Below are 12,888 nucleotides of genomic sequence, written 5' to 3'. Positions count from 1 at the left end.
TTGCCCGCAGTTACACAGGTAAAACCATGTCAGAGAACGCCAAGCAGCAATACAGTATGAATAAACTGGAAAAGCGGATACGTCGTTTAGCCGGCCAGGCCATTGGCGATTTCAGAATGATCGAAGATGGTGACAAGGTGATGGTCTGTTTGTCCGGTGGCAAAGACAGCTATACCTTGCTGTCGGTACTGATGTATCTGAAAAAGGTGGCGCCAATTCACTTTGACATTGTTGCAGTTAACCTCGATCAGAAACAACCAGGCTTCCCTGAACACGTGTTGCCTGCTTATCTGGATACCCTGGCAATCGACTATAAAATTGTCGAAGAAGACACCTACTCAATTGTAAAAGACAAGATCCCTGCAGGGAAAACCACCTGTTCGCTGTGTTCCCGACTGCGTCGGGGCATTCTGTATCGCACTGCGGCTGAGCTTGGCGCGACCAAGATAGCGCTCGGTCACCACCGTGACGATATGCTGGAGACGCTGTTCCTCAATATGTTTCATGGTGGAACGCTGAAATCCATGCCGCCGAAGCTCGCCAGCGACAATGGTGAGCATGTGGTAATCCGGCCTTTGGCCTATGTGAAAGAAAAAGACATTGAGCGCTATGCGCAGGGACAGGGCTACCCGATCATTCCATGCAATCTTTGTGGTTCGCAGGAAAACCTGCAGCGCAAGCAAATCAAAGAACTGTTAAGAGACTGGGATCGCAAATTCCCTGGCCGCATCGAAAGCATGTTCACCGCGATGCAAAATGTGGTGCCATCTCATTTGGCAGACAAAGCGCTTTTTGACTTTGCCAGCGTCAGCGCAACGGGCGAGCAAACCGAACACGGGGACACCGCCTTTGATGCGCCAACGGTACCTGGCAGTCATACATTTGCTGAGGCGTCACAAGACTCTTCAACCAACGCACAGCAAATCCAGGTCGTTAACCTGCTACAGCCGACTTAACTGTCGACTGTAGCAGTACCTTCTGCCTCGACTTGCAGGCCTTCATCACGAACATCCTCAATGATCGGACGATTAATCCGGATCATCTGGTTTAGCTCATCAATATAGTCCTGGCCGCGTTCAGAATAGCTCATTAAACCCGCGGTTAGCGTGGTTGAACTGACGCTGTCTTCTTGCTCTCGCTCTTCGAGCCGCATCTGCCGCAATTCTGCATAGGCAAAATGCGTATTTAAATTACGAATAAAGGACTCTACCGAGGCTTCCATACTATCAAAGCGGCGAACTTCATAACGCTCACCATCAGGTCTGGAGCCCGGCACAATACCGCAACCGTCAGTCCAGCACCACTGACCAAAGAAATTCAGACCCTCGGTAGCAAACCGAGAGGTACCCCAACCTGATTCATTGGCGGCCTGGATCAATACCAGTGTACCCGGAACAATATCAACCCGGCGATTCAATACCGCGAGTTGCTCCTGCAGTTGCTCTTCATCGACCCGGTAATAGCTGACAATGGCTTCTATCCAGCGTTGTTCACGCTGGTTCAGCGACTCGCCCTGTTCAACTTTGTTCTGCAGCTGATTGAGGTAGGCACGTTGTTCGGTAATGCGTTGGTTTACTTCGTCAATGGCAGGCAGTAAGTAGGCGAAGAATTCGCGCTTGCGCTCTGTCACATCATAAATGTCAGCGAATGCTGGCACGAAGTCTGTTTGCTGCGATAACGGCTGGTCTATCGGTGGCTGGGACTGGCGCTCAATCTGGCTGGGTGATCCAGCTGTGTCGTCCTGTTGAGCATCCCGACCACTATGCTGAACAAAGGGAACCGCTATGGCGGCGGCGACAATCAGTGCTGCTGCACTTCTGACAAACCATTTCATGCATTAACCTCGTTACAAATGAGGCTTTACTATACCAAGGTTATCTTTACAATTCATCCGTCATTCGCACTCCGCTGCGACGAGGTCGTCGTCGCTACGCATCAAAGGTATTTGAGGATGCTCCCCGGCGGCTACTCTCTGACTTAATTCCATGGTCCGGCCCGTCACCCAGTGGGTCCTGCCCCACTGCGACGCCAAATACCTCGCGGTACATCACTGCTTTAACGTTATAAAAATACGGCGCCACCACAATTAAAAGAATCCCCAGTGTCAGCAGACTTAGCAAAAAGAGCACAAACATAACCACGTAGACCAGCAGGAAGGAGCCGAAGCGACGTGTGGTCGCAATGAATGAGGACTTAACCGCTGCGAACGGGTGAAGTTTATAGTCAGCGACCAGTGGCAACGCCATTGATAACGTCAGCAGAATGAAGCCCATCACAGGCAGCGCCACTAACGGCGGTAAGATCCCGGCAGTCAGTAAGGTGAGTAACTGGCTAATGACCGCTACTGTAATAAAGGAAAATGGCTGGCGAATAAAGTTAAAGACATCCATGGACCGTGTCTTTTCGCCTACGCTATGGCGTAACCCCATGACGTGGATAGCAGCAAATAACGGCGGCATAACCAGTGTCTGAGTTAACTGCAGTGTCATGACCGTGCGCGCGTCTTCTGGATCCGGGGTACCAATAAACACCTGCATGAGCACCATCGCGATGGCTAAAAATACCAGGAACCCAAAAAAAATCGCACCGAGCAGACTGAAAAAAGAAACTTTTGTCAGTTGCCAGCCCTCCACCAGCACATCCAGTGGTTTAAAGCTGTGATTCTCTTGTAGGGCCCGCTCCAGATTGCCACCAACACGCTTGTCCTGCTTCATGTATACTTCGTCCAGTTAAAAAGTTCATTCTCAACACTATTTAGCGCGCATCATAGCATGCAGAACGCCGCAAAATCACAACTGAACAAGCAGAGTTAACTGGTTATGAATACAACGCCCCCTGCACAACGACGCCACAAGAGCCGCCGCCCGCGCCCGCAAACCCCGCGTTTGCTGTTGTTTAATAAACCATTTGGCGTGCTTTCTCAGTTCAGTGGTGAGCCGGGCGATCAGACGTTAAAAGACTACATCGACCTGCCCGACGTGTATCCAGCCGGACGCTTAGACAAAGACAGCGAAGGCTTGTTGCTGCTGACCAATGACGGCCAGTTACAAGCCAGAATCAGCAGCCCCAAATTTAAACTGGCAAAGACCTATTTTGTTCTGGTCGAGGGCGAACCTGACGAACAGGCACTGCAGCACCTGGCACGAGGCGTTGAACTAAAGGACGGCATCACCTTACCGGCCGAGGTCGAAACCTGTGCCGAACCAAGCTGGCTATGGCCACGTGTCCCGCCAGTGCGGGAGCGAAAAAGCATCACCGACAGCTGGCTGAAGTTAACCATCCGCGAAGGTAAAAACCGCCAGGTGCGGCGTATGACCGCAGCGGTCGGCTTGCCGACGCTGCGCTTGATTCGCTATCAGATAGGCCCCTGGGATCTGCAAGGTCTGGCCCCGGAAACTAGTCGCGAAGTGCCTGCAAAGCTGCCGCCAAACATGGCGCAAAGCCTGAAAAAGTGATAGGATCCGCGCGTTTTAAACTAACCATGAGGTCGTAGGCAAAGTGCTAGACGAACGTGATCCTTCTCAAATTAAAGTCATTGTCGGTATGTCCGGCGGTGTCGACTCTTCTGTCTCGGCGTACCTGCTTATGCAGCAGGGCTACCAGGTCGAAGGGCTGTTTATGAAAAACTGGGAAGAGGATGACACCGACGAATATTGCGCAGCAGCAACGGATTTAGCCGATGCTGAAAAAGTTTGCGAAAAACTCGGTATCGAACTGCACACGGTTAACTTTGCCGCTGAATACTGGGACAACGTATTCGAGTATTTCCTTGAAGAATACAAAGCCGGACGTACGCCAAACCCCGACATCATGTGCAACAAAGAAATTAAATTCAAAGCCTTCCTTGAGTTTGCAGCGGACGCCCTGGGTGCCGACTACATTGCGACCGGGCATTATTGCCAGCGTCGCTTTGACGGCGAGCGTTGGCAATTGCTGCGTGGCCTGGATGAAAACAAGGATCAGAGCTATTTCCTGTATACCCTGTCCCATCAGCATATTTCCCAGACCCTGTTCCCCATCGGACACCTGGAAAAACCAGAAGTACGCGCTATTGCCGAGGCTCAGGGCCTGATTACCCATGATAAAAAGGACTCGACCGGGATCTGCTTTATCGGCGAACGTAAGTTTAAAGACTTTTTACAACAGTACCTGCCAGCGCAGCCGGGCGACATTGTCAGTGTTGACGGTGACGTATTAGGGCAACATCAGGGTCTGATGTACCATACTTTAGGGCAGCGTAAAGGGTTATTAATTGGCGGCTTAGCCAACGCCGGCGAAGACCCCTGGTATGTGGTTGATAAAGATGTCGACGCCAATCAACTGATTGTCGCGCAGGGCCGTGACCACCCTCGCCTCTATTCGAACGGCCTGATCGCCAAGCAGTTACACTGGCTTGACCGCGAGGTATGTGATGAATCCTTCACCTGCACAGTAAAAACACGCTATCGTCAGGAAGACATTGCCTGTCGCCTGGTGCCGCTTGATGATGACAGTGTCGAAGTGCATTTTGACGAGCCTGTTGCGGCAGTTACGCCCGGGCAGTCAGCGGTTTTCTACCTGAACGAGGTTTGTTTAGGTGGCGGTATTATCGAGGCACGAATTACCGAGCACGAGGTCGCTTTATGAGTGAGCTAAGCAGTGGTATCTGGCATCAACGGATGCTGGCGTTCTCCGGCGTGTGTCTGGCCTCGGTCTGTGTCCAGCAGCTTGCCCGACGTGGCCAGGTCAACCCACCAGAAGCGGCGCAGGTGCTCATCGACTCAACCCTGATTGTGGATGCTGCAGACACTGAAAGTATTTATCAACCGCTCAGCGCCCTGCTACCTGGTTTAAAAGTCCTGTTACGCCAACTTGACGCTAGCGGCGACAAAGATGTCGAACAAACCCGTTATGTCGTCGGTATGCTGCAACTGGAACGCCGTTTAGCACGCAATGACAAAGCTATGAACCAGCTTGGCTCTGCTATTAGCCAGATAAAACGCCAGCGCGAAACCTTTGCCTTTGAGGACAGTGATATCACTGCCAATCTGGGTTCGGCCTATTCCGATATCATTAGCGGCATCGGCCCCCGCATTCAGATTCAGGGTGACTCGAACTTTTTAACTCAGCCTCAAATACAAAAGCGTATTCGGGCCATGCTACTGGCTGGTATACGAAGTGCCGTGCTCTGGCGCCAGTTGGGTGGCAAACGTCGCCAGGTGGTGCTGAACCGCAAGCAGATGCTGAATGCGACACGCGATATACTGAATTCCCTGAGCGTTTAACCACATAACTAGTGGCCTGTGGCCGCTAGCAGAACGCTTGCTACGATACTTTTACTTACTTTGACCATGGAGCTCCGCTCATGCAATTATCTGCATTGACTGCAATTTCCCCTGTTGATGGCCGCTACGGCAACAAAGCCGACGCACTGCGTCCAATATTCAGTGAGTACGGCCTGATCAAATTCCGCGTTACGGTTGAGGTGCGCTGGCTGCAAAAACTCGCGGCAATCGACGCCATCGGAGAAGTGCCGGCGCTCAGTGCTGAAGCCAATGCCCACCTTGATGCCATCGTAAATGAATTCAGCGAAGCTGACGCTGAACGGGTCAAAGAAATTGAGCGCACCACCAACCATGATGTTAAAGCGGTGGAATACCTGCTTAAAGAAAAAGTTGCCAACCAGCCTGAACTGGCCAAAGTGACCGAGTTCATTCACTTCGCCTGCACCTCTGAAGACATTAACAACCTGTCCCATGGGTTAATGATGCGGACGGCGCGGGATGAGGTCATCCTGCCGGTGTTGCAACAGGTGGTTGATAAAGTTGTTGCGCTGGCCAAAGAACATAAAGAAGTCGCCATGATGGCACGAACCCATGGCCAGCCGGCTACGCCGACCACTATGGGTAAAGAGTTTGCCAACGTCGCCATTCGTTTGCAGCGTCAGTTGCAACTGCTCAAAGCCGTTCCGCTGCTAGGTAAAATTAACGGCGCTGTGGGTAACTACAATGCGCACCTGGCCGCCTACCCTGACGTCAACTGGCATCAGGTGTCACAACAGTTCGTGGAATCGCTTGGACTGAACTGGAACGCGTATACCACCCAAATTGAACCGCATGATTACATTGCCGAGTGGTTTGATGCACTGGCTCGCTTCAATACGATTCTTATCGATTTAGACCGTGATCTGTGGGGCTATATTGCCCTTAACCACTTTAAGCAAAAAACAGTGGCCGGCGAAATTGGCTCATCGACCATGCCGCATAAAGTAAACCCTATCGACTTTGAAAATTCTGAAGGCAACCTCGGCATCGCCAATGCGATCATGGCTCACCTCGCACAAAAGCTGCCGATGTCGCGCTGGCAGCGGGATCTGACTGACTCGACTGTATTACGTAATCTGGGAGTCGGTGTCGCGCACTCCTTGATTGCCTATCATGCCACCTTGAAAGGCCTTAATAAGCTGGAAGTGAACGAGGCCAGCCTGCTGCGTGAACTTGATCAAAACTGGGAACTGCTGGCAGAACCTATTCAGACCGTGATGCGCCGCTATTCGATTGAAAAGCCTTACGAAAAACTGAAAGAACTGACCCGTGGCAAACGCGTCAATCAACAGGCGATGGCTGAGTTTATCGATACCTTAGCGCTGCCAGAGGCGGTTAAAACCGACTTAAAAAGCTGGACCCCGGCGGCCTATATTGGCCAGGCGATTCAGTTTGTCGATGAGTTAGACACGGCGATGGCAGCACTGCAAAGCGAATGAGTGAATTTAAACTAAACCCAGCCGCTTTCGATGTTAGCGACTTCGTACGTAACGACTGGCAAAAGCGGCCGCGGGTCATTCGTCAGGCATTCCTGAATTTCGCAGATCCAATCTCAGCAGACGAGCTGGCCGGTGTCGCTCTCGAACCCGGGGTTGATTCGCGCGTGATTAGTAGCAAGGACGGTCAATGGGATTTACAACATGGTCCTGTTGAAGACTATTCGTATCTGCCCGATCAGGGCTGGTCTTTGCTGGTGCAGGCGGTTAACGAACACTTCCCACCGGCGCAGGCCCTGATAGAGCCCTTTCGCTTCCTCCCCGACTGGCGCATTGACGACCTGATGGTTAGCTATTCAACGCCGGGTGGCGGAGTCGGTGCACATCTTGACCAGTATGATGTGTTTATTATTCAGGGTCAGGGGCGCAGACGCTGGCAGATCGGTTCTCCCGGCGACTATACCACCATTACCCCGCATCCGGATTTAAAGCAGATTGAGGGCTTTACGGCTGAGCTGGATGAGGTGCTTGAACCTGGCGATATGATTTATATACCAGCCGGGTTTCCGCATGCTGGCGAGTCACTGAGTGAATGCATCAACTATTCGGTCGGTTTTCGCGCCCCAAGCCAGGCTGAGTTGCTCTCCGCACTGGCCGATTACGCACTGGATAACGATGCCCTTGAACGCCGTTTCAAAGATTCAGTCGGCGATGACAACTCCAACGCTAAACCTGCGGGCTGGCATCTGGATGAAAATGCCCTGCAAGGGTTTCGTCAACTCATGCGTGATGCACTGAATGACAACAAGGTACTGGATGAAGTGATTTGTCAGCTGTTGTCGCAAAATCCACGGCCACCTTTGCTGGTGTGGCCTGAAACAGCAGTAACCGAGTCCGGGGTGAAACGCTATCTGCAACGCTACCCAAGTCTTCAGCGCGCAGTGGGCTTGCGCATGCTAACCACTGACGTAGCTGGTCAACGCTATGGATTGGTGCAGGGACAGCGTTTCGAGCTGACTGACGCAAGCAGTCAGCAGCTTTTTACCCTGTTGCTGAATACCCATCTGCAAATTGCTACGGCCAGTTTACTTGAACTCAATCTGAGCTCAGCGGCGCTGCAACTGCTGACCCAGTTCATTAATGAAGGGTTCTGGTTTGTCGAAACAGAAGAGCAGGCATAACGCCTGCTCTTTGCTTTTGACTGAATGATTTGCCGTGCCTGACGTTAAACCGGCGCGTTCTGCCACAAACGTTCGTCATTCCCCACTGCATATAAGAGTTCTGCATGGCGAATAAGTAATTGCGCCATTTTTAATTCCGTTTCTCCGGCAGCATCCCCTAAGGCATGAATGTTTTCTGCTTTCAATTGCCAGTTGAGGCTAAAATGGCGGAGCGCTTCACGGGCAGACTTGGCCACGTCGGCTGATACATGATCCATGGTCACAGCACCGTTAACCACCCACACTTTTTTACCGTCCTGCAGCTTAAACTTCCAGATCGCCACATCTGGGATCAGGTAACGGGAATCTTTGGTTAAAATACGGTCACTTAGCATGCCGCGTTCAGCCAGATAGCGGTTGGCGTTCTGAAATTGCTCCCGCACCCACGCCTGGTTTTGTTCTTCTGTCATCGGAGTTGGTTGTTGTTCGCTCATAAGCCTACGTCTTGTTTACATTTCAAAGCTAAATCGTACCAATATCCGCGCTGACAAGGAAGCGCCAACCACAGGAAATTCGCGGTCTGCAACAAGTGTAAACTCTAGTTGCTAAACATCTGTTTGAATTACGCAATATTTCGACACCCTAAACTGGTTTTAGCCAGTTGAAAGTGGTAGTTTACGCGCATTTTAAGGGGCCAGGCAGTTGTCGTGCCCGCAGATACCAACACAATGAGGTTGAAAGGAACGTATGTCAGTATTTGATCATCAGGAATTTGATAATCACGAAGAAGTGGTTTTTTGCCACGACGAAGCGACCGGTCTCAAAGCCATTATCGCGGTACACGACACAACTATGGGTCCGTCCTTAGGTGGCACCCGGATGTGGAATTATGCATCGTCTGACGAAGCCTTAACCGACGTATTGCGTTTGTCACGCGGGATGACTTACAAAAGCGCCCTCGCCGGACTGCCGTTAGGCGGCGGTAAAGCCGTTATCATCGGTGATGCAAAAACCGACAAGTCACCGGAACTGTTTAAAGCCTATGGTCGTTTTGTTGACTCATTGAGCGGCAAATATATCACTGCGGAAGACGTTAATATTCGCACCAGCGATATTGAGCTGGTCGCTACCCAGACTCGCTATGTCGCTGGTACCGAAGGAAAAGCCGGCGATCCATCACCACATACCGCGCTGGGAAGCTACCTCGGCCTGAAAGCGGCAGCCAAGCATCAGTTTGGCAGTGATGACATCAAAGGTCTTAAGATTGCGATCCAGGGCCTTGGTGCTGTGGGTTACGATTTTGCCAAGTACCTGGCGAAAGACGGCGCTATCCTGACTGTCTGTGACGTTAATCAGGAGGCGGTTGATCGCGCTGTGAAGGAGCTTGGTGCTACTGCTGTCGGCATCGATGAAATCTACGACGTCGAGATGGACATCTATGCCCCTTGTGCGCTGGGTGCGACCATTAATGACGGCACCTTAAAGCGGATCAAAGCGAAAGTTATCGCTGGTAGTGCAAATAACCAGCTGGCGACCCCTGCACATGACCGTATCGTAAAAGATATGGGTATTTTGTACGCGCCTGACTACGTTATTAATGCGGGTGGTGTTATTCACGTCTGTTCAGAAGCCGCTGCCATGACTACCGAAGATACCGCGGCCCGTGTGCGTGCTATTTACGACACGCTGGACCGTATCTTCAGCCGGGCTAAAGCGGAAGACCGCCCTACCGGTGAAATTGCGGATGAAATGGCGCGGGAAATCCTTAAAGCCAAGGCTGCTAGCCGCGGCTAATCCGCTGCAAGCAGTTCGATAGAAAAAGGGCTCAATTGAGCCCTTTTTTTGTGCCTGGTAAATTGTAGCGGGTAAACGCCCTAACTGAGCACTTGCAGTAAATGTTGCAACGGATGCTGCAAGCGCCGCTGGTCCACTCGCTGAGCCTGACAGCGGCACGAGAAGCCGGTCGCCAGAGGCTTGTCGCTGGATGCCAGCTTAGGCTGCCAGCTCATTGCATACAGCTGTTTACTTTTCGCCTGGTGCTCGGCTTCATGGCCATACGTCCCTGCCATACCGCAACATCCCGTTTGCAGTGGACGGCACTCAACACCTACTTTAGCAAAGATCTGTTGCCAGCTAGCGCCACTCTGCGGCAGTTCCGTCTGTTCCGTACAATGCAGCAATAAGTCCACCGGCTGTTCGTGACTGGCTGGTGCCGGTACGGGCTTAATAAAATCGCGCAGGATGCTCTCATCGACATCCTCCTGCAGCCACTGCTGGACTAACTTAACCTTAAAGTTACCGCGTTCAGCGCCTAGGAACTGCTTATATTCATCGGCGTAACATAACACCGTCGATGCATCGAGGCCTACCAGCGGTAAGCCCATGTCGGCCGCTTGCTGTAGCTGCTGCGCCTGAACCCTGGCAAGCTGCCGGAACTCGGCTAAAAACCCTTTCACATGCGCCGCTTTGCCGTTCGCCCGGTACGGCAGGATCACCGCCTGCACACCGAGGCGTGCGGCAAGTTTAAGCAGATCTTCAACCAGCTCTGCCTCATAAAATGAGGTAAACGGGTCCTGCACGATACCAACAAAATGAGACTGCTCAGCCTCATTCAGCGCATTACCCTGGCGTAATTCCAGAAACTGCTGCCAGCTGAGTGCCTTACGGTAGGCATCCCGACGGGTCAGTGCCGGCACCGACAAATTGGGGGCATCAACATAGCCGAGCAATTCAGCCGAAACCCAGCGTCCGGGCCGTCCACCCATCAGACTATTTACAAGTCGCGGGTGCGCCGCCATGCGCGGTAGCCAGTGTTCAATATTCTTGACCAGATAATCTTTCAGCGGTCGCCCATAGCGACTATGGTAATGGGCTAAAAACCGCGCCCGATGACTGGGGATATCAACCTTAACCGGACACTGTGAGCCACAGGCTTTGCAGGCCAGGCATTCATCCATGCTGGCCTTGACCTCATGATTAAAATCATCTGTCTGTTTGCGGTTACGCCAGCGCTGCCACCAGGACGCACGCGCCTTGGGTTCAACCGCCGCATCCAGACCCGCCATACTTGTCAGGCGCAGCCATTCGCGGATCAGGCTGGCCCTGCCTTTCGGCGAGTAGCGGCGATCGCCGGTGACGCGGAAGGACGGACACATTGGGGTATCTTTATCGAAGTTAAAGCACAAGCCATTGCCATTGCAGTCCATCGCTGTTTGATAAACGCTCTGGGTAGCCAGCGGGATCTGGCGATCAAACCAGCCTCGTTTGGTGGCATCGACACTCACCAATGCCTGCTGGCTTTGATACGGTGTGCATATCTTACCGGGGTTTAAGCGATTTAATGGGTCGAACACCGCTTTTAGCTTACACAGTTCCTGATACAGCAGCTCACCAAAAAACTCCGGGCCGTATTCTGAACGGAACCCTTTGCCATGCTCACCCCACATCAGACCTTTGTATTTCGCGGTCAGCGCAACCACTTGATCACTAATCGTCCGCACCAGCGCTTCGTCCTCCGGGTCCTGCATATTTAACGCCGGACGGACGTGCAAGACCCCGGCATCGACGTGGCCAAACATACCGTAGTTAAGCTGGTGCGCATCGAGTAAGTCGCGAAACTCGCTGATGTAGTCAGCCAGGTGCTCCGGCGGTACTGCGGTGTCTTCGACAAAAGCAATCGGTTTACGCGCCCCTTTTGTCGCGCCGAGTAAGCCAACTGCCTTTTTGCGCATCGCATAAATTCGGCCGATACTGGCAGGGTCATCGCAAATTTGATACCCGATCACCCCATTTTGCTGGCGTATACTGCCGTCCAGCATGCTGGTTAAACTGGTTAATTTTTTCTCCAGCGCATACTCAGACGTAGCGGTGAATTCGACCATATTGATGCCGTCCATCGGCGTCGCTGAATCACTTTCCAGCAGGTCTTTAACCCCATGCCAGACAATGTCATTGCGGGCCAGGTCAAGCACCTTGCTGTCGATGGTTTCAACTGACGTGGCTTGCGCTTTGACTAACGCTGGTGCGTGGCGCAAGGCCGACTGAAAGCTGCTATAGGTGACGTTGACCAGGACTTTATGCCGTGGAATGCGGGTGATATTAAGTTTGGCCTCAGTGACCACCGCCAGCGTTCCTTCCGAACCTGCAATCAGCCGACTGAGATCCACCTGTTCACTGTCTGCATCATAGGCATGCTTGAGGTCGTAGCCGGTGAGGAAACGGTTAAGTGGCGGGAAGCGTTTTACCACTTCACCGCGCAGGTCGACACAGCTTTTAATCACCTGCTGATAGATGCCGCCTTCAGGTGTGGCCAGCTGTGCCAGCTCCCGGGCCTGTTTCAGCGGAACCGGACGGGTGGTTAAGCGTGTACCATGCAGCGTGTAGCTGGCCAGTTCAAGAATATGGTCGCTGGTCTTACCGTATACCAGCGAGCCCTGCCCTGAGGCATCGGTGTTGATCATGCCCCCCAATGTACAACGGTTGCTGGTCGAGGTGTCTGGGGCAAAAAAGAAACCGTGGGGCGCGAGTGCCTTATTCAGGGCATCTTTGACCAGGCCACTTTCAACACGCACCCAGCCTTCTTCAATATTGATTTCAAGAACCCGGGTCAGATAGCGGCTCAAATCAAGCACCAGCCAGCTGGTGAGCGACTGTCCATTGGTGCCAGTCCCACCGCCGCGCGGGGAGAACTGAATCTGCTGGTGAGCGGCCTGCGCCGCCAGCGCCATCACAATGCCAACATCCTCCTGGGTACGCGGGTAAACCACCCCCTGCGGAAGCTGCTGATAAATACTATTATCTGTTGATGCAATCAGACGACCAGCGTATGTGAGGTCAATATCGCCACTGAACGCTGTGCGTTCCAGGGCTTGAATAAAGGCCTCATACTCAGGTTGCAGGGTTTGCTCAGGCGATAAAGTTGGCAGTATCAAGATCTCGGGTCCTTTTCTTAAGTGTCTCTAAGCGTAAAACAAAACAGCCTGGCAAAGA

The 12,888-nt window shown here is 52.5% G+C and carries 11 protein-coding genes; 7 read left to right on the top strand and 4 right to left on the bottom strand.

Going from position 1 to position 12,888, the window contains the following annotated elements:
• Positions 1-26 precede the first annotated feature (26 nt).
• Complete coding sequence (ttcA, locus tag CWE12_RS01825) at positions 27-956, top strand: tRNA 2-thiocytidine(32) synthetase TtcA (RefSeq protein ID WP_126787925.1); 930 nt, start codon at positions 27-29, stop codon at positions 954-956.
• On the opposite strand, the gene CWE12_RS01820 is transcribed toward ttcA, so the two are convergent.
• Together CWE12_RS01820 and CWE12_RS01815 are read right to left on the bottom strand one after the other, a co-directional pair.
• Positions 953-1,834, bottom strand: a complete 882-nt coding sequence (locus CWE12_RS01820) for a glucosaminidase domain-containing protein (RefSeq protein ID WP_126787923.1) — start codon at positions 1,832-1,834, stop codon at positions 953-955. The two genes, ttcA and CWE12_RS01820, sit on opposite strands and share 4 nt — an antisense overlap.
• 94 nt (positions 1,835-1,928) lie before the next feature.
• Positions 1,929-2,714: a hypothetical protein gene (locus CWE12_RS01815; RefSeq protein ID WP_126787921.1), complete on the bottom strand. Its 786-nt coding sequence runs from the start codon at positions 2,712-2,714 to the stop codon at positions 1,929-1,931.
• A gap of 105 nt (positions 2,715-2,819) precedes the next feature.
• On the opposite strand from CWE12_RS01815, the gene CWE12_RS01810 reads away from it, so the two are divergent.
• The 5 genes from CWE12_RS01810 to CWE12_RS01790 all read left to right on the top strand — a co-directional run bounded on the left by CWE12_RS01810 (position 2,820) and on the right by CWE12_RS01790 (position 7,920).
• Complete coding sequence (locus tag CWE12_RS01810; RefSeq protein WP_126787919.1) at positions 2,820-3,455, top strand: pseudouridine synthase; 636 nt, start codon at positions 2,820-2,822, stop codon at positions 3,453-3,455.
• Positions 3,456-3,498: 43 nt separating this feature from the next.
• Entirely contained in the window at positions 3,499-4,626 is a 1,128-nt protein-coding gene (gene mnmA, locus CWE12_RS01805) for a tRNA 2-thiouridine(34) synthase MnmA (protein WP_275540973.1), read from the top strand.
• Positions 4,623-5,264: a high frequency lysogenization protein HflD gene (gene hflD, locus CWE12_RS01800; protein ID WP_126787918.1), complete on the top strand. Its 642-nt coding sequence runs from the start codon at positions 4,623-4,625 to the stop codon at positions 5,262-5,264. The genes mnmA and hflD overlap by 4 nt, the downstream gene beginning before the upstream one ends.
• Before the next feature lie 80 nt (positions 5,265-5,344).
• Positions 5,345-6,742: an adenylosuccinate lyase gene (purB, locus tag CWE12_RS01795; protein ID WP_126787916.1), complete on the top strand. Its 1,398-nt coding sequence runs from the start codon at positions 5,345-5,347 to the stop codon at positions 6,740-6,742.
• Positions 6,739-7,920, top strand: coding sequence for a cupin domain-containing protein (locus CWE12_RS01790; protein ID WP_126787914.1), 1,182 nt, complete (start codon positions 6,739-6,741; stop codon positions 7,918-7,920). Before purB ends, CWE12_RS01790 begins: the two co-directional genes overlap by 4 nt.
• Before the next feature lie 44 nt (positions 7,921-7,964).
• Here the strand turns inward: CWE12_RS01790 and CWE12_RS01785 are convergent, their stop codons facing one another.
• Complete coding sequence (locus CWE12_RS01785) at positions 7,965-8,393, bottom strand: DUF4826 family protein (protein WP_126787912.1); 429 nt, start codon at positions 8,391-8,393, stop codon at positions 7,965-7,967.
• Between the two features lie 253 nt (positions 8,394-8,646).
• On the opposite strand from CWE12_RS01785, the gene CWE12_RS01780 reads away from it, so the two are divergent.
• Positions 8,647-9,693, top strand: coding sequence for a Glu/Leu/Phe/Val family dehydrogenase (locus tag CWE12_RS01780; RefSeq protein WP_126787910.1), 1,047 nt, complete (start codon positions 8,647-8,649; stop codon positions 9,691-9,693).
• An 80-nt stretch (positions 9,694-9,773) separates the two neighbouring features.
• On the opposite strand, the gene ydiJ is transcribed toward CWE12_RS01780, so the two are convergent.
• The gene (gene ydiJ / locus CWE12_RS01775; RefSeq protein ID WP_338024160.1) at positions 9,774-12,830 is read right to left on the bottom strand and encodes a D-2-hydroxyglutarate dehydrogenase YdiJ; all 3,057 of its coding nucleotides are present in this window, start codon (positions 12,828-12,830) and stop codon (positions 9,774-9,776) included.
• Between the last annotated feature and the right edge of the window lie 58 nt (positions 12,831-12,888).

This window comes from Aliidiomarina sedimenti, assembly GCF_003986955.1.
In the GTDB taxonomy this organism is placed as follows: domain Bacteria; phylum Pseudomonadota; class Gammaproteobacteria; order Enterobacterales; family Alteromonadaceae; genus Aliidiomarina; species Aliidiomarina sedimenti.
Note: the sequence above shows the minus strand (reverse complement) of the source record. Positions and strands in the feature narration are given on the sequence as shown.